The organism is Paenibacillus qinlingensis (genome assembly GCF_031455095.1).
Taxonomy (GTDB): domain Bacteria; phylum Bacillota; class Bacilli; order Paenibacillales; family NBRC-103111; genus Paenibacillus_E; species Paenibacillus_E qinlingensis_A.
On the sequence record NZ_JAVDSB010000005.1, the window covers coordinates 300,249 to 317,754 of the forward strand.

Here is a 17,506-nt window from a genome sequence, read left to right on the forward strand (position 1 = left end):
TCTACGCAATGAGTTAAACTATACTTGCCAGACTTTCGGCATATCCGGAGGTCAGGCAAGTATTTTTATTTTCAATGAAAAGAATCGCTTTTTTTTATCCAAACTGACGAATCGGCAGTACGGGCACAAAAAAGCACATTGTCATCTATATATGTAATCGCTTTCGTGAAAAAATAGGGGTACAAAGTTTTACTTTGAATCGTGGTGCAGTTTTTGAGAATGGGAAAGTCTGTGATCCTAGACAGATTTGGCTTATAATAAACCAAACAGGACAAAAGGGGGAGATGACGATTAATGAAAACCAATTCAACTAAGCGTGTAATCGCTTTGCTAGGTATGGTTTCGTTGGCCGCAGCTCTGGCCACAGCCTGCAGCAGCACAGAAACCAAGAATCCGCCGGCTAGCGGTCAGGCATCGGCTTCTCCAGTGACGCTTTCGCTCATACAGCCAGATGGAGGCAGGGTTTGGAGAGATGATAATCCAGTTACCAAAGAAATAGAGAAGAAGGCGCAAGTAAAGCTCAACGTTAATATGCTGCCCAATAATGATTTCAACAGTAAATACAACGCACTTGCCGCTTCTGGAGAAATTCCAGATATGAGCAGGCTGGGCTCGTTCGACTACCAAAAATTTGTGGATCAAGGCTTGTTCCTAGATTTGACTCCCTATTTAAACCAATACGCGCCTAACCTGCTGAAGAATCTGAAGCCTGAGCTGTGGGAGTTGACGAAGCACAAAGGTAAGCAGTACGTTATTCCTTATGAGAATGCGCCAGGCAAAGAGGTTCCGGTAGTCCGCAAGGATTGGCTGGATGTCCTGAATATGAAGATGCCCACCAATTTGGATGAATTTGAGCAAATGCTGAAAGCGTTTACTAAGAGTGATCCTGATAAAAATGGCAAGGATGATACGTATGGTATAGGTAACGCTAACACGTATGCGGAAAGCTTTATGCCAATTTTTGGGGCATTTGGTATTTCGCCCGGGATGTTTGCCAACAGTGTGCCGATGAACAGTTATCTGAAGGAAAACAAGATATCCCCCGTTGCTATTTCTCTCGAATATAAGGCTGCTTTGGGTTATATCAAGAATCTATGGGATGCCAAAGTCATCGATCCTGAGATGTTTACGATCAAGTCTGATCAGGCGATACAAAAGGTGGCACAAGGGAAAATTGGTTATTTCAATGCTTGGTGGTCCATCGCTCCACAGACGCTGGTTCAGCAGCTTAAAATGAATGAAATTGTGCCAAATGCGCGCTGGGAGCCGATCTTTCCGGGCATAAAAGGGCCAGATGGCAAAAGTGGTATGTTGTCCTTCGGAAATCTAGGCGGAGTGATAGCCATTTCGTCCAAGACAAAAAGTCCGGAAGCTGTCCTGCGGTTCCTCAATTATATGTCGACTGACGAGGGTTGGGAGCTTAGTCATTACGGGATCAAGGGTGAGCATTTTCGCGACATTACAGAAGCACGGACGCAAGCAGGACAAAAGGCATTCGACGAGAGATGGTTAGACCCGCTGAGCCAGATTATTTCGAGACAGGAACTCGTAGAGAAAGTGAGCGCAACATCCAAGGATCCAGTACAACTTGATAATAACCGATTTTTAGAGAAGGCAGCTCAGTATACCTTGTATCAGGATGTCTTTTATGGGATTCCACTGACCGATGAACAAAAATCATACGGCCCCGATGTAGCCAAGTACGAAGAGGAGATGTTTATCAAGTTTGTTACGGGTAAGGAGCCGTTGTCCAAATGGGAGGAATATGTGGCTACATGGAAAAAGAAAGGCGGCAAAGCCTTGCTTGAATCCAAAATAAAAACATATAACGAGCTGAGATCGGGCAATGTGAGCCCAGGTATCTAGTGTGGGGGCAGTAATAATGAAAGAAAAACGGTTCATGAAGAGCAGCTTATTTGAGTACTTCAACTATTTTCTAGTGCTTTCATTGTTAGTGGCGGCAATTTCTGGCGGGGCATTGTATTATTCATCCTCGTCCTTACTTTGGAGGGATGCGATCCAGAACAGCAGTAATACGCTTCAGCTACTTAAGAATGGGCAGGAAATTGTCCTTGCTGAAGTCGACAAGGCCATGGAATCAGTATTCTTAGATTCATCCTTTCTTCATTATATGGATTATTATGAGCAAGCCGATATCTACATGCAGCTGCAGCTGAGGCAGCGTCTCGAGAATGTTGTCTTATCCAGTGACTACATTCACTCCGTTTCCATTTACTATACCAGCTCGCAGTTAATTCTGTCCTCGCTTCAGGGGGCTGTGCCGCTCAGCGGTTTTCAGGATAAGGATTTCATCCGCTCGATGGCAGGGCAGACACCGAGCAAATCGCTCGTCCGTACGCGAGCTTTGCCAGGAATTTCTTCAGCCAAAGAAGAAACCGTCATCTCCATGGTCAAGACGCTGCCCATCATTCATGCAGGTACGCCATCTGCTTATGTGGTGATTAACATCAAAGGAGACTACTTGGCCCAGATTATGCAGTCATTGAATACGAATCCCGATGTTCAATTGATTGTAACGGACCAGGAAGGACATATTCTTTCGCAGAAAGCAGCAGAAGAGGGGATGTTCGATAACAGTCAACTCCTTAGCGACTTGGATATTTCCCAATTTAATGGGTCATCAGGCAGCTTGATGACCCAAGTTCGCGGGATAGACACGTTGGTTTGCTATGTTACATCTGTAACGAGCGGCTGGGTGTATACGTACATGATTCCGAAGTCCGTGGTGACTCACAGTCTTCACTTATGGAGCCGGATGACGGTTATCATCAGTGTGATGGCGGTAGTACTCAGTCTGATCGGTTCGCTGCTGCTGTCCAAAAGAATTGTAAACCCGATGAACCGGCTGTTAATTATGATGCGTGGCACGGATCAAAAACCCGACGATAGGAAGGCTGAACATGCCAAAGAGATCGTTCAGATAGAACGCAACGTAAGCCGTCTGATGGATCAGAACCGGGATTTAACGACCCTGCTGAAGGACTATGAGGTACAGAGCAGGAACAAATTTCTACAGCGACTGGTTTGCGGTGACGAGCAGATATCGACGCAGACGATGGAACGTCTGGCTTACTATGGCCTAAATCTGCCTGAGAGAGGGGATTTCGTAGTTGTACTCGTCTCTATGGATCAGTACACGAAATTCTCACAAGAGGTTCACGAATCTGAGCGGAATACGCGGCTTTTGCAGTTGTCCGAAGGACTGCAAGAAGAGGCTTTTGGACAGCAAGGGTATCAAGGCTATCTGGTAGAAGCGGAGCCGAATGAAATGGTGCTTGTCCTCCATTTAGGCAAAGAAGAGAACGAATCGGAACTGCTTCCTGACAGCCTGCGCACTTGGCTGCGCCAGCTTTTGGTGTTACTGCGCAAGGAGTCAACGATGACTTTCACGATTGGTGTAAGTGCCTTGCACACGTCCATTGAGGAGCTTAGTGATTGCTATCAGGAAGCGGGCTCGGCTTTACGACAGAAACTCGTGTATGGCGGCAATACGGTCATTTATTATGAAGCTGTCCGGCCGGAAGCGGGAATTGTCATGTATCCACTGGGTCTTGAGAAGCAATTACTAACGCATTTCAAGACGGGTAACCGGGAAGGGGTCACAGCTGCCTTACATGAGTTTGAAGCTCATATGGTTGAGCACCATGCGAGGCAAATCGAGGTTGTTCGGCATTACTTCCTGCAGTTGTTCTCCTCGTCGCTGCGCTGTGTTTACGAAATTGATGCCAATCTCGGCTTTCAGCCGGTTATTCAGCAGTTGAGGCATACTGATTTATTAGAGAAGGAAACGATGCAAAGCATGGTCGGATACATGCAGTCGCTGTATGAGCTCGTACTTGATCAGCTGGAGCAGAAACGATCACTAAAAAATCAGGAATTAGCGGATGGCATTACAGCCTATATTGACGCGCATCTTGCGGATGACTTAACGATCGAACGCTTGAGCGAAATTTTTGCCATTAGCACTTCGCATATGCGTAAAATCTATAAGGACGAAACCGGTATGACGATTAAGGACCGCGTATCGGAACGCCGGCTTGCAGCAGCCAAAACGCTTCTTGGCGACCAGCGCCTGAAGATCCAGGAGATTGCAGATCAAGTAGGTTACTTGACGGTTCAGTCATTTACAAAAGCGTTTAAAATGGAGACCGGTAAGACGCCCGGGGAGTATCGCTCAGAGCTGTTGCGAATCCATGCGTGACCACGCTGGTCTCCCCCAAACATTGTAGTCTGCAAAATAAATAAAAGAACGCGAGCGGCCCATACAAGCTGCTTGCGTTCTTTCTATTATCCGACTAGGACGACGGATAATAAATTAATGTCTTGTACACGGCTGTCGAATCCGACATGTTCGTATACGTATGTGTCCGATCGGCAGTGAAGTGCAGGGCATCCCCAGCGCCAAGGAGATAGCGTTCGTCAGCCAGCGTGAGCTGCAGTTCACCGGACACCATCAGGATGTACTCCTCAACGCCATCATTATGCGGTTCAGAGACGTGAATGCAGCCGGACGCCATCTCCACCGTGTACACTTCAAAGCTTTTCTGCGGATGAAAAGGGAACAATGGAAAGGCTTTGTACTGCCCGTCCTCTTCCTCAAAAGCGGTGAGCTCCGCTGCGCGGATAACCGTGACCGTTGGCTCGTCATCTTCAATTAAGCTGGTAAATGAAATCTGCAGGCCATTCACAATTTTCCAAAGCACCGAAATCGTTGGATTCGAATCGCCGCGCTCAATTTGCCCCAGCATAGCCTTGCTGACACCTGTTAGTTCAGCCACTTGGTCTAAGCTTAAGCCCCTCGTTTTACGAATAGTCAAAAGCTTCCTGCCTACTAATTTATGTATGGGTTCGTTCATTTCAGTCACTCCTTCTGGGTCTAAACCACGATCAAAAAATGCCTATTTACAATATAACATACATTCGTGTAATATCATAAACATAAAATAACGCACGAACGTATAATATATTGGACAAAGATGAGGGTGATGAACATGCAGGCGACGATGATGGGATTGGTGAAAGAGCATCGTGGACCAGGGGCCAGCTTGAAAGAAGTACCTGTTCCGACGTGTGGTGCTGATGAAGTGCTCATTCAGGTTAAAGCAACCTCGATCTGTGGAACAGATGTGCATATCTACAAATGGGATGCCTGGGCAGACAAAACGGTACTAACCCCGAATGTGTTCGGCCATGAGTTTGCTGGTATCGTTGCCCAAGTAGGGGAAAGGGTAACTGGTGTTGGGATTGGTGACCATGTTTCCGCAGAAGGGCATATGGTTTGTGGAACGTGCAAAGCGTGCCGAACTGGAAATGCCCATGTATGCAAAAATACGAAGAGCTTTGGCATAACGGCACCGGGTTGTTTTGCTGAGTATGCCGTAGTGAAGGCTAGTAATATTATTCAAAATGATCCAGCGCTGCCCTTTGAAATCGCCTGTCTGCAGGACCCGTTGGGGAATGCCGTGCAAACCGTTTTGTCGGGGGATATTGTAGGCAAAACAGTGGCCATTATCGGCGTAGGACCGATTGGACTTCTCGCAATCAAGGTGGCTAAAGCTTGTGGAGCTGGAGCTGTGTATGCGGTGGATATTAATCCGAATCGTTTGCAAATGGCGCTGGACATGGGCGCGGACGACGTTGTTAACGCGTTGGAAACTTCGACTTCGCAGGCTTTGCGTGCTTTTACCGATGGGGAGGGCATCGAAGTCGTACTGGAAATGTCCGGGAGCCCGAAGGCGATTGTGGACGGATTTGAAGCTGCGGCGAATGCGGGAAGAGTGTCCCTACTCGGCATTCCGACCAATGAAGTCAGTATTGACGTTACGAATCATATTATTTTCAAAGGGCTGAAGGTAGAAGGGATTACGGGGCGGAGAATGTACCAAACCTGGTATCAAATCAAAGGGCTATTAAATCAAAAGCGAATCGATCTTGCATCCGTCATTACGCATCGATTTACACTTGATCAATACGAGGAAGCGTTTCAACTAATGGCGTCTGGACAATGCGGCAAAATTGTATTCATTCACTAAGGAGGATCCTATGAGCTATTTAACTGATTTGGCAACGGATATCGAGAAATTAAAACAGGACGGAAGATACCGTCAGATAAAAGTGTGGGAGAGCGGTTCCGATACGTGGATGCATTTAAAGGGCCGACGGATTCTCCAGCTCTCATCGAATAATTACTTAGGACTTACCCATCATCCGAAGCTAAAAGAAGCAGCAATTGCTGCTATTGAGAAGTATGGCGTTGGCAGTGGCTCTGTACGGACGATTACGGGCACGCTTGATATCCATGATGAGCTTGAGATGGAATTAGCCTCCTTCAAAGGCACGGAAGCAGCGCTTGTGTTCCAATCCGGCTTTACAACGAATCAGGGCGCGCTGTCCGCGATTCTAGGTGCGGATGACGTCGTCATCAGCGATGAATTGAATCACGCCAGCATCATTGATGGTATCCGGCTAACCAAGGCGAGCCGTAAAATTTTTGCGCATAAGGATATGAATCAGCTTGAAGCAGTTTTGAAAGAAACGCAGCACCACAGGAAACGCGTCATCGTTACCGACGGTGTGTTCAGCATGGATGGGGATATTGCTCCGCTTCCGGACATCGTTCATTTGGCCGAAACTTATGATGCCATTGTGTATGTGGATGATGCGCATGCGAGTGGTGTTTTGGGCAAAAACGGGAAGGGCTCGACCGATCATTTTGGTCTGCATGGGCGTGTGCACATTCAGATCGGCACCTTGTCTAAAGCCATCGGTGCTGTAGGCGGCTATGTGGCAGGGGCTCAGCTGCTGAAGGATTATATGATTCACACAGCGAGGCCGTTCCTGTTCAGCACTTCACAAACGCCAGCGGTTGCTGCGACTTGCCTGGCAGCTATCCGAGTGCTGAAGGAGAGTCCCGACCTTGTCGCGAAGCTTTGGGACAATGCCAATGGCTTCCGGGCGAGCTTGCAGCGCTTAGGTTTCGATACAGGAGCAAGTGAAACGCCGATTATCCCAATCATTGTCGGCGATCCGGCTCAGACGATGCGCTTTTCAGACCGACTGCTGGAGGAGGGGATCTTCGCGCAGGGGATCGTTTATCCGACGGTTGCCATGGACAAAGGCCGCGTTCGCCTGATCGTGACGGCGCAGCATACGGAGGCGGATCTTGCTTTTGCCTTAGCTACGTTAGAGAAGGTTGGCAGGGAGTTCGGGTTGATTTGATGCCGTGCCACAAAGTCGTAATGTCCACTGGCGTGTTGAATAGAGCGCCGTTTGCAGTAACGGCCGTCATTCATCTTATGAATATGGAGAGACATGATGCCCAGAAGGTCGTCGTTGAGGTGTGGGATTGGTCGACTTGTGCGACCCCTTCACGTGTTACGTTGCGGATGGGGGCAGATGAGCCAGCTATGTTGCCCTTCCATCTTGAAGCTCAGAGCCTCGCAGTCCTGTATGCCGAAATAGATGAATCCATTGAGCTGTACGAAATTCGTCTAGTTGATTGGGAAGAGCAGCAAGTGATGACTAGCGTTTGGAAGAAACGTTCTCAAGGGCATGAATCCTATTTATTTCAAGAAGGACACAAATCGTTACAGCCTTGTTAGCAAAAAACAGTAAAATCTCATATAATCGGGAGTATACAATCCGCAACGCGTTAACAAAGGAGCACCCGATGGATTCCAAAGTGAAACAAACTTTAGATACTATGCTGCATAACTGGCAGACCATGACCGCTTATCAAAGCGATGAGAAAGAAGCTGTGGCTGATCAATTTCAGTCTTCGTTCTATGTATTCATTGATGCCGTCCGCGATTGGGCACTCCGTCTAGATCCCATGCCTCTTACGCTAGATGAAATGCTTGAAATGGCGATGATCCAAGAAATATTCGACGTATTGCCTGCTCCGCTGCATTTGAATTTGGAGACGGAATTAGAATTGATATTAGACGGTGTAGAACGTGAAGATGAAGAAAAATACGATTGAGGAGTGACTCGACCCTAGCTGTGTAGGGGTCGAGTCTTTTTTATTTCGAAGGCCGGGGAGTGCTCCCGTAAGTCGAAAAAATCGACTTAGGGAGCTCGAAAGGCCGAGGAGTGCCCCCGTAAGTCGAAAAAATCGACTTAGGGAGCTGGAAAGACCGGGCAGAGCTCCCGTAAGTCGAAGAAATCGACTTAGGGAGCACGAAAGGCCGATCAGCGCCCCCGTAAGTCGAAAAAATCGACTTAGGGAGCTGGAAAGGCCGATCAGCGCTCCCGTAAGTCGAAAAAATCGACTTAGTGAGCTCGAAAGGCCGAGTAGCGCCCCCCTAAGTCGAAAAAATCGACTTAGGGAGCTCGAAAGGCCGAGGAGCGCTCCCGTAAGGGCTGCACATTTTGGTGTAAGGCGCTCGCCGTTGACCAGATGGAAGGTAAGATTGGTGAGGTCATTTGAGTAATTTTTATATTTTCCATTGGTTGTAATTTTTAAAAAAGTGGTTGTAAATCTTCAATTAATCCTAGGCCATCACATGTATTATAAGGATAACGCTTTCATTTGTAGAAAGTGAAAATTAAATAAAGGGGCGCACCTGATGAGTATGATATCTACCTCAACACCTGTTCAATTAAAGAACGTGATCATCCAGGATAACTTCTGGTCCCCTTATATTTCATTGATTCGCGATGTTGTCGTACCTTACCAGTGGGAGGCATTGAATGATCGAATCGAAGGCAACGAGCCGAGTCATGCCATCCAGAATTTTAGAATCGCTGCTGGATTGGAGCAGGGCGACTTCTACGGAATGGTATTTCAAGATAGTGACGTGGCCAAGTGGCTCGAAGCCGTTGGTTATCTTTTGGAGCAAATGCCTGATCCAGATTTAGAAAAAGTAGCGGACGAAGTCGTCGATCTGATCGCTAAGGCGCAGCACGCAGACGGATACGTAAATACGTATTTTACACTGAAAGAAAAGGCAGGCAGATGGACGAATCTCGCGGAGTGCCACGAGCTCTACTGTGCGGGACATCTGATCGAAGCAGCAGTCGCCTATGAGAAGGCAACGGGGAAGGGCAAGATTTTAGAAGTGGCTTGCAAATTGGCTGACTGCATCGATGCGACGTTCGGGCCAGAAGATGGCAAGATCAAAGGTTATGATGGGCACCAAGAAATTGAGCTGGCGCTTATGAAGCTCTACAGAGCCACCTCTAACGAGCGATATATGAAGCTGGCGAAGTTCTTCTTGGACGAGAGAGGGCAGAGTCCCCACTTCTACGATGTAGAGTTCGAACGCCGGAATGGCGAGACTCATTTCCAAGCGCTGAAGATAGCCAAGGACAAATCTTACAGCCAAGCGCACATCCCGATTCGCATGCAGGAGACGGCTGAAGGTCACGCGGTGCGGGTCGTATATATGTGCACAGGTATGGCCGACGTCGCGGCAGCGACCGGAGATGAGGATTTGTTGAAGGCATGCCGGGCACTCTGGCAGAACATCGTGAATAAGCGGATGTACATTACAGGATCGATTGGCTCGATGTCATACGGCGAATCATTTACGCTCGATTACGATTTGCCGAACGATACGGCTTACGCTGAGACATGCGCATCGATCGGTCTCATCTTTTTCGCCCAGCGCATGCTGCAGATCGAGCTGAGAAGTGAATACGCGGATGTCTTAGAGAGAGCGCTTTATAACACCGTTATCGGTGGAATGTCTCGCGACGGACAACACTTCTTCTACGTGAACCCGTTGGAAGCTTGGCCAGAAGCTAGTGGTAAGAATCGTAATTTTGATCACGTGAAGATGGAAAGACAACGATGGTTCGGCTGCGCTTGCTGCCCGCCGAATATCGCTAGGCTGCTTGCCTCTCTTGGCAACTATATCTACTCGTTCCATGGGCGTGCCTTATATGCTCACTTATATATTGGGAGTGAAGTTACGGTGGATGTGGATGGCGGCGCTGTTGGGATTACCCAGCATTCCGAGCTGCCTTGGAACGGTAACATCACATTCAAGCTAACGATGGATGCGCCCAAAACCTTCTCCTTAGCTCTGCGGATACCAAGCTGGTGTGGGTCTTGGGAGGTCAAGGTGAACGGGCAACCGGTAGCGGAATCCCATATGCGCCTAATTAACGGATATCTGCATCTGGAACGGACATGGAACGCAGACGATATCGTCGAGTTAGTTCTACCGATGAAGGTCAGCCCAATGAAAGGCAATCCGGATATTCGCGAGACTATCGGCATGGTCGCCATTCAGCGGGGGCCGATGGTGTACTGCTTGGAAGAAGCCGATAATGGCAAAGGGCTGCATAAGCTGATCCTCCATCCGGGCTTTAACAGTCAAGTTAGCTTCGACGAAAACTTGTTAGGCGGATTGCTCACCATTGACTTAACGGCTTATCGAATTGGAGACGAGGGCTGGAAGGATCGACTGTACCGAGTGAAAGGCGAGGATCATCTAGAACAGACGACAGCCCGATTTATCCCTTACTTTGCTTGGGCGAATCGTGGAAGTGGTGAAATGCGAGTGTGGATCAGAGAAAATACGGTTTTACCCTCATGAGGTGCAAGGATAGATGTCAATGGTGGACTCTGGTCAAGGAGGGAAGGGAGCAGACGACTCGATAGCAGTCCTTATAGACAGACGAAATATTCCCTGCCAAGGCGGGAGGAATTAAGGATTGACGTTGAATTATATATGATGGAGGGGTTAATGTGAAAACAATGAAAAAAGAATTCATGTTTAGCGTGTCTATGGTATTAATTTTAAGTTTGGTCGCTGGATGCTCCACAAATACGAATACGGATAAACCAAGCGCATCGCCTGCGGGTGAAACAGCTACAAAAGCACCAGAGAAAACGGCAGCTCCTTCCACGGAGAAGGTTAAAATTACTTATTCGATGTGGGGAAGCGAGGCTGAAGGAAACGAAACCCAAAAAGCAGCGGATAAGTTCAACGCTTCTCAAAACAGAATCGAAGTCAAAGTGCAAGCGATTCCTTGGGAAAGCTACATGACGAAACTAAACACGCAGGCAACGGCAGGTCAATTACCGGATACAGGGATATTAAAAGAGGATGCCGTCATCCAGTGGTCCTCCGATGGTATGCTCAAAGATGTTAGTGAGATGTACGCGGGAAGTGACAGCAAGCCTCTAGATAGCTTGGCTTATAAATATCAAGGCAAAACGGTAGCCTATGCCGCTGCCAATGAAATTCTACTCCTTTATTACAACAAAGACATGTTCGATAAAGCGAAAGTACCTTATCCGCCAAACGTTCTAGATAAAGCATGGACATGGGACCAATTCGTTGCAGCAGCCAAAAAGCTGACAGTCGACAAGAGTGGCAAACATGCTGACGAGGCTGGATTTAATCCGCAGAGTATCGTTCAGTACGGCGCATCCGTCGAAAATCTGGCATGGCAATTGGAAACCTGGGCGCTCAGCAATGGCGGCGGCTTCTATAACAATGATGGTACAGCGGTGAGAATCGGGGAAGACGCTAGTATGGAAGCGATTCAGAAAGTCGCGGATCTGTACTTGAAAGACAAAGTTGCTCCGTTGTCGGTTGGACAGACGGATGATGGCATTCAGCGTACGATCATCGCGGGAACGGTCGCCATGGCCACGAACGGCCAATGGAACATCGGAACTAGCTTGAATGCAGCCAAGGAAGCAGGATTGAAATATGGTGTTGCCGTATTGCCTTACATGAAGGAAAAAGTTACCCTCAACACGGGCGGTGCCAATGTCGTATTCTCCCAAACCAAGCATCCGAAAGAAGCGATGGAATGGTTGAAATGGTACACAGCTGAAGAGAACAACTGGGGACTGATCTCATCCGGTATTTGGATGCCAACACTGAAGAAATGGTATACAGATGAAACACTTACACATAAGTGGGTCGATAACAAGAACTTCCCTCCGTATGCCGAATACAAGTCCGCTGTCGTCGATTATGCGCAATCATCAGCAGCAAGACCAGCTTCTTGGTTCTTTACGAATCATACGACGGATTTTAACACCTTGCTAGGATCGGCTTTAGGGGATGTATGGACGGGTAAAGCTACCGCGAAGGATGCCATTACCAAGAATCTCGAAGCTTTGAAAGCAGCCAATAAAGGAAAAAAATAACGTATCTGGAGGATGGCCGCCAATGTTAGAGCGCGGTGGCCATCCTTCACATATGAGGTGGGGGGCAAGATATGGAAACCTTTAACAAACCTCAGCAACGCCGTTCCCGCTTTTTTACTAGCGAGGCACGTGTTGCTTACATATGCTTGATTCCAGCAATACTCGGATTAATCTTCCTGACCTATCTACCTCTTCTCGGCGTGTTGGGCATTAGTATGACGAATTGGACGGGGCTGAAGAACCCTGAATTCATCGGCTTCAGCAATTACATCACGCTATTTACCACCGATCCTTACATTAAAGATTCCATTATCGCGACGCTGTATTTTGCCTTTTTATCCGTAGCTGGGAGTATGATTTATTCGCTTTTCATTGCGATGCTGTTGAACCGTAAAATCCCCGCAAGAGGTTTTTTCAGAGCGGTATTCTATGTGCCTTTTGTTCTGCCTGCTGCCGCTATATACGTAGGCTGGTCCTGGCTGTACGAGGCGAACTTTGGTTTCTTCAATTATCTCCTCTCGGAAATCGGGTTGAACAAAGTTCTCTTTATAGCTGATTCCAATTTCGTAGTCCCATCACTTTCACTAATTGCAGTCTGGTTGTCGGGGAATTTAATCGTTATCTTCTTGGCTGGGCTTCAGAGCGTTCCAAGCGTCTATCATGAAGCGGCTGAAATGGATGGCGCGAACGGATGGCAACGCTTCCTACATGTCACTTTGCCTTGTATGACGCCGATTATCTTTTACAACCTGTTGCTGAGTCTGATCGCCAATCTCCAAGTCGTTACGCCGGCTCTTGCACTGACCAATGGAGGTCCGGGGAATTCCTCCCGATTCATGACTTATCTGATGTATGATCAGGCTTTTGTTAATTACAAGCTGGGTTATGCCTGCGCGACGACCTTTATTATTTTCGCCATTCTTGCCGCTTTTACTGCCGTGTTGTTTAAGACGTCCAAACGGTGGATCTTTTCCGAAGGAGACGACGATAAATGAGCGAAGTCGCATACGCCAGTTATAAGAGCAAGAAACGCAATGAACGAACAATGAACGTGCTTACACTGATAGTCGTCATTGGATTTGCCCTGATCGTGTTCTTCCCGATTTGGTGGATATTCCGTACGTCACTGATGACGAATCCCGAGATTTACAAGTATCCGCCGTCTCTCATACCGCAGAACTGGTTGTTCTCTAATTATGAAAAAACATTGAATGTATTTAAATTCTGGAAGTACTTATGGAATACGATGATCATTATCGTGCCTTCCTGCTTGGGGGGGACGTTCACGGCTACCTTGTGCGGGTATGCTTTTGCGAGGTTGCGGTTTAGAGGCAAACAATTGATTTGGATGCTTTGCGTCGGGTCTATGCTCTTGCCTGCCATGGTTACGCTCATTCCCCTCTATATCGGATGGACACGGGGTCTTGGGCTCCACGACAGCTATCTGCCATTGATTTTGCCCTATTTCTGTGGCGGAGGCGCTTTCAATATCTTTCTGATTAGGCAGTTCATTCTCTCCATACCGAGAGAACTCGACCAAGCGGCGACGATTGACGGCGCAGGGTACTTCCGAATTTTGTTCAGCATTATTATGCCAGCAATCAAGCCTGCGATGATCGTCGTCGCCTTGTTTATTTTCATCGGACTATGGAATGATTTGCTCCAACAGATGATTTACATTAATTCAAGCGAGAAATTTACGATAGCGTTGGGGCTTACCAATTTTAAAGGTCAATTAAAGCAAGATTGGTCGATGACGATGGCAGCCACGTGCCTATCCTTTGCGCCAGGCGTTATTTTCTACCTAATCGGTCAAAAGTATTTTGTAGAAGGAATCACGTTGACTGGTATGAAAAGTTAGTATTCAGCCATATGAAACGAATTTGAAAACCCCCTTAAAGGTCAATCCTTTTGGGGGTTTTTAGGTTGATATTTTTAAAAAAAGTTCGAGGTAACTTTAGTTCATATACTGTAAAAATAGGTTGTAAAAATGAAATTAAATCGCACAAATTTTAGATATGATAATAAATGTAAGCGCTACAAATTTTATGAATGAAAGGATGTGCGCCGCAAAGAATGACAGCACGATACAGCCAGGATTGAAGCTCAATGGTAAGAAGAATCCCTGCTAGATGTCGAGTTAATTTAAAATGAGAAAGAGAGGCTATCTAATGAAGCAAATGCTTAGTCAGTATTGGAATAAGATGTCGAAGTCACAACGCTTGCAACTGTTTGCAGCTTCAACGATTACTGCAGCAGCCATCCTGTTGGTGCCGCAACTCGCTTCGGCTAATACCATTACGAATAGTAATTTTACGGTACAGACGGGCACGAATGGCGAAATTACTTCTCTACAAATTGGCGGAGATACGTATCCAACTAACTATGTCATGAATGCAACGAATGCCCCTAATCAGAATACGGCCGATCATCAATGGGTCGGGGAGCTGATGTTTACGTACAAGCTTGGAACGGGTGCTTGGACGCAAGCGCTATCGAGTAAATCAGCGGATGGTAGAACGGTCTCCCAAACTGGCAATACCGTTAACATTACATATCAGAATTCTTCCAATAGTGCAGGTATTAAAAACTTTAAAGTGGATGAATCATATTCCCTCGTGAGTGATTATTTGAAATGGGGAATCACCGTTACGAATACGAGCACGCAAACGTTGGAAATCGGAGATTTCGGCCTCCCGCTCCCCTTCAATGAATTTTTCACTGCTGGCAATAATGATCCCATTTATGAAACACGTGTCATTACACATGCTTTTATCGGTAACAATAGCTCTTATATCGTGGCGCAGCGCCCTAGCGGCATCGGTCCTTCCTTGCTCATGGTGCCTGACACGACGACGGGAGCGGGGTTCGAGTATCAAGACAATTGGCGCGTTCAGGAGCACCCGGGCAGCATGTGGGCAGCGGATCAAGGCGGTTATGCGAAGGGGCTGAATGTCTACTACATTCACTCCAATGTGATTAAAAGCAACGGTCGTGGCTATTTGCCGAACACCAGTTTGACACTTGCGCCAGGCGCTAGCAAAACGTATGCCTTCAAATTTTTTAAAGCTGCAGATGAGTATGCCGTTCAAGACAGGTTGTACAGCGAAGGAATGGTTGATTTCAATGTGGTCCCTGGCATGATTGTGCCAACCAATCAGACGGTTAAATTTGATTTACACACGTCGAAAACAATCACGGCTGTTACGCCACAATATCCATCTGAGACAACGATTACCTCTTTAGGTACGACGGGTACAAATCACAAACTATATCAGATGACGATGACTCATTTGGGACAGAACAATGTAACGGTTACGTATGGTAGTGGAGAAAAAACAGTTCTCCAATTCTATGCTATTGAACCTATCGATGCGGCTTTACAGCGGCATTCGACGTTCATGGTGAATAATCAACAATGGAATGTGCCTGGAGATATTCGTGATAAAGTGTTTGACGACTGGATGATGCAGACCAAAGCGAAGCGAAACAATTTCGCAGGATACTGGGGCTGGGGAGATGATTGGGGGCTTACACATGGTCAATTCCTTGCTGAGAAGAATGCTTTAAACCCAGTCGCTTCAGAAGTGACAGCGGTGGATAATTATTTGGAAACGGCGGTATGGACGAATCTGATGAATGGTCATCATACCGATTATCTTGTACCCGACTTCCTAATGGCACAGCCGAACACAACACCTACCTATCGGGGCTATGCGTATCCGCATATTTATAACACGTACTTCAGTATGTATAAAATCGCAAAGCTTTACCCGAATCTTGTCACTTACAAGAATCCTAAGAATACGTATTTGCTGCGTGCCTATAATGTGTTCAAAGCCCTGTATGATGGACCTGTTGCTTACAACTGGGAGACAGGGTTAATGGGTGAGTTAACAACGCCAGACATCATTAAAGCACTGCAAGACGAAGGTTATACAACACAAGCGAATGATATTATTAGCAAAATGGCAACGAAATACAATAATTTCTCGGCAAATGCTTATCCGTATGGCTCTGAATACAGCTACGATAATACAGGGGAAGAATCTGTCTATATGCTGGCTAAGATGAATAATAACAATACCATTAAGAGTAAAATCAATGCCAAAACGAGAGCAGCACGTGGTCATATGCCAGTGTGGTATTACTACACAGATCCTGTAACAATTACGGGGGACAACTGGTGGAATTTCCAATACAGTACGTCGCTTGCAGGCTATGCAATGGATGACTGGATTCGTTCAAATTCTACGACACCTGAGAGAGAACAGCGGTTATCCTATGCGGCCAAAATAGCGAATATCAGTGCGATCAATTCCGGTCAAATCAGTAGTGATCCGGCGAATATCGGTGCTGTGTCTTGGACGTATCAAGCAAGTAAAGGAAATAACGGCGCGCTAGGTCTAGATGGCGGTCCTCTATTCAATGGCTGGCGCGGGATGAGCGGAGAGGCAGATCTGGGGTTGTTCGGTGCTTTGAAAATTCTAAGTGCAGATGTGGCCGTTGACCCGATCTTTGGCTTGTATGGCTATGGGGCGGATGTTACCTCAAGTAATGGGAAATACACGATCACACCGAAGGATGGTTTGTTCAAACGATTGCATCTCATTACGGAGAGGTTCTCCATGGAGCTTGAGCGTGACCAATATACATCAGCTATTGTGGCCATAGCGAAGAATGACGTTAATTTTACGTTGAAAAATTCCATGACAACAGCTGCCCACACGACGAAAGTTACCTTCACGGGGCTTGCAGCAGGTACGTACAATGTACTTGTGAACAACGTGCAAGCCGGCACCGTAACGGCTGCGTCAGGTGCTAAAACGATTGTGAATCTCAGCATTGGAACGAATGCTACGTATGATGTGAAACTGCAAGTAGGTACACCGTCAGGTCCTCAGGATGTTGCACCGCAAGGGACAGCGACGACTTCGTTCGTATCTTCGTGGGAAAGCCTGGCAGGACTGAACGATGGGTATGCACCAACAAGTTCAAATGACAGAGGGCACTCCGTGTATGGAAACTGGGATAATCCAGGTACGACGCAATGGGTTCAATACGATTTTGCATCTGCGAAAACATTATCCAGTACAGCGATTTATTGGTTTGATGATGACCAAGGTATCGATCTACCAGCTTCCTACACGATCCAGTATTGGAATGGAACAGCATGGGTCAATGTAGCAAGTCCATTGGGTCTAGGCGTTGCAGCTAATCAATACAACACGACGACATTTACACCTGTTTCTACGACCAAAATCCGTGTCAACATCACGGCCAAATCGACCACATCTACAGGCATTGAGTCCTGGCGAGTATTCGGAACCTAATTCAGTTATGAGCAGCTGCCCCTCAGATCTTCGTTGA

At 47.0% G+C, this 17,506-nt stretch carries 12 protein-coding genes and 1 pseudogene; 12 read left to right on the plus strand and 1 reads right to left on the minus strand.

Going from position 1 to position 17,506, the window contains the following annotated elements:
* Positions 1-294 precede the first annotated feature (294 nt).
* The gene (locus J2736_RS17105) at positions 295-1,866 is read left to right on the plus strand and encodes an extracellular solute-binding protein (RefSeq protein ID WP_310499803.1); all 1,572 of its coding nucleotides are present in this window, start codon (positions 295-297) and stop codon (positions 1,864-1,866) included.
* A gap of 16 nt (positions 1,867-1,882) precedes the next feature.
* A complete protein-coding gene (locus J2736_RS17110; RefSeq protein ID WP_310499804.1) occupies positions 1,883-4,222 on the plus strand; it encodes a helix-turn-helix domain-containing protein in 2,340 nt (779 codons plus the stop codon).
* Between the two features lie 94 nt (positions 4,223-4,316).
* Here the strand turns inward: J2736_RS17110 and J2736_RS17115 are convergent, their stop codons facing one another.
* Positions 4,317-4,877: a helix-turn-helix domain-containing protein gene (locus J2736_RS17115; protein ID WP_310499805.1), complete on the minus strand. Its 561-nt coding sequence runs from the start codon at positions 4,875-4,877 to the stop codon at positions 4,317-4,319.
* Between the two features lie 135 nt (positions 4,878-5,012).
* Here J2736_RS17115 and tdh point away from each other — a divergent pair, with 135 nt between their 5' ends.
* The 10 genes and pseudogenes from tdh to J2736_RS34370 all read left to right on the plus strand — a co-directional run bounded on the left by tdh (position 5,013) and on the right by J2736_RS34370 (position 17,469).
* Positions 5,013-6,053 (plus strand): L-threonine 3-dehydrogenase, encoded by a 1,041-nt coding sequence (gene tdh / locus J2736_RS17120; protein ID WP_310499806.1) that lies wholly within the window; start codon positions 5,013-5,015, stop codon positions 6,051-6,053.
* Between the two features lie 10 nt (positions 6,054-6,063).
* Positions 6,064-7,239, plus strand: coding sequence for a glycine C-acetyltransferase (locus J2736_RS17125; protein WP_310499807.1), 1,176 nt, complete (start codon positions 6,064-6,066; stop codon positions 7,237-7,239).
* Positions 7,240-7,259: 20 nt separating this feature from the next.
* Positions 7,260-7,622 (plus strand): hypothetical protein, encoded by a 363-nt coding sequence (locus tag J2736_RS17130; protein WP_310499808.1) that lies wholly within the window; start codon positions 7,260-7,262, stop codon positions 7,620-7,622.
* 68 nt (positions 7,623-7,690) lie between these two features.
* Positions 7,691-8,002: a hypothetical protein gene (locus J2736_RS17135; protein ID WP_310499809.1), complete on the plus strand. Its 312-nt coding sequence runs from the start codon at positions 7,691-7,693 to the stop codon at positions 8,000-8,002.
* Between the two features lie 586 nt (positions 8,003-8,588).
* Positions 8,589-10,565 carry a glycoside hydrolase family 127 protein gene (locus tag J2736_RS17140; RefSeq protein ID WP_310499810.1) on the plus strand — a complete coding sequence of 659 codons (1,977 nt, stop codon included), beginning with the start codon at positions 8,589-8,591 and terminating at the stop codon, positions 10,563-10,565.
* A 161-nt stretch (positions 10,566-10,726) separates the two neighbouring features.
* Complete coding sequence (locus J2736_RS17145; RefSeq protein WP_310499863.1) at positions 10,727-12,136, plus strand: ABC transporter substrate-binding protein; 1,410 nt, start codon at positions 10,727-10,729, stop codon at positions 12,134-12,136.
* 71 nt (positions 12,137-12,207) lie between these two features.
* Positions 12,208-13,131 carry a carbohydrate ABC transporter permease gene (locus J2736_RS17150; protein ID WP_310499811.1) on the plus strand — a complete coding sequence of 308 codons (924 nt, stop codon included), beginning with the start codon at positions 12,208-12,210 and terminating at the stop codon, positions 13,129-13,131.
* Entirely contained in the window at positions 13,128-13,997 is an 870-nt protein-coding gene (locus J2736_RS17155) for a carbohydrate ABC transporter permease (protein WP_310499812.1), read from the plus strand. The genes J2736_RS17150 and J2736_RS17155 overlap by 4 nt, the downstream gene beginning before the upstream one ends.
* Positions 13,998-14,340: 343 nt before the next feature.
* Positions 14,341-17,011, plus strand: a pseudogene (locus J2736_RS17160) (DUF5695 domain-containing protein); the annotation flags it as partial.
* A 140-nt stretch (positions 17,012-17,151) separates the two neighbouring features.
* On the plus strand, positions 17,152-17,469 hold the full coding sequence (locus tag J2736_RS34370) for a galactose-binding domain-containing protein (protein WP_463675859.1): 318 nt from the start codon (positions 17,152-17,154) through the stop codon (positions 17,467-17,469).
* Positions 17,470-17,506: the final 37 nt, after the last annotated feature.

Excerpts from the sequence above, each read along its gene's own strand:
- J2736_RS17155 (WP_310499812.1), top strand. The coding sequence starts at position 13,128 with ATGAGCGAAGTCGCATACGCCAGTTATAAGAGCAAGAAACGCAATGAA.
- J2736_RS17105 (WP_310499803.1), top strand. The coding sequence starts at position 295 with ATGAAAACCAATTCAACTAAGCGTGTAATCGCTTTGCTAGGTATGGTT.
- J2736_RS17115 (WP_310499805.1), bottom strand. The coding sequence starts at position 4,877 with ATGAACGAACCCATACATAAATTAGTAGGCAGGAAGCTTTTGACTATT.
- J2736_RS17125 (WP_310499807.1), top strand. The coding sequence starts at position 6,064 with ATGAGCTATTTAACTGATTTGGCAACGGATATCGAGAAATTAAAACAG.
- J2736_RS17135 (WP_310499809.1), top strand. The coding sequence starts at position 7,691 with ATGGATTCCAAAGTGAAACAAACTTTAGATACTATGCTGCATAACTGG.
- J2736_RS17110 (WP_310499804.1), top strand. The coding sequence starts at position 1,883 with ATGAAAGAAAAACGGTTCATGAAGAGCAGCTTATTTGAGTACTTCAAC.
- J2736_RS17150 (WP_310499811.1), top strand. The coding sequence starts at position 12,208 with ATGGAAACCTTTAACAAACCTCAGCAACGCCGTTCCCGCTTTTTTACT.
- J2736_RS17145 (WP_310499863.1), top strand. The coding sequence starts at position 10,727 with ATGAAAAAAGAATTCATGTTTAGCGTGTCTATGGTATTAATTTTAAGT.
- tdh (WP_310499806.1), top strand. The coding sequence starts at position 5,013 with ATGCAGGCGACGATGATGGGATTGGTGAAAGAGCATCGTGGACCAGGG.
- J2736_RS17140 (WP_310499810.1), top strand. The coding sequence starts at position 8,589 with ATGAGTATGATATCTACCTCAACACCTGTTCAATTAAAGAACGTGATC.
- J2736_RS17130 (WP_310499808.1), top strand. The coding sequence starts at position 7,260 with ATGTCCACTGGCGTGTTGAATAGAGCGCCGTTTGCAGTAACGGCCGTC.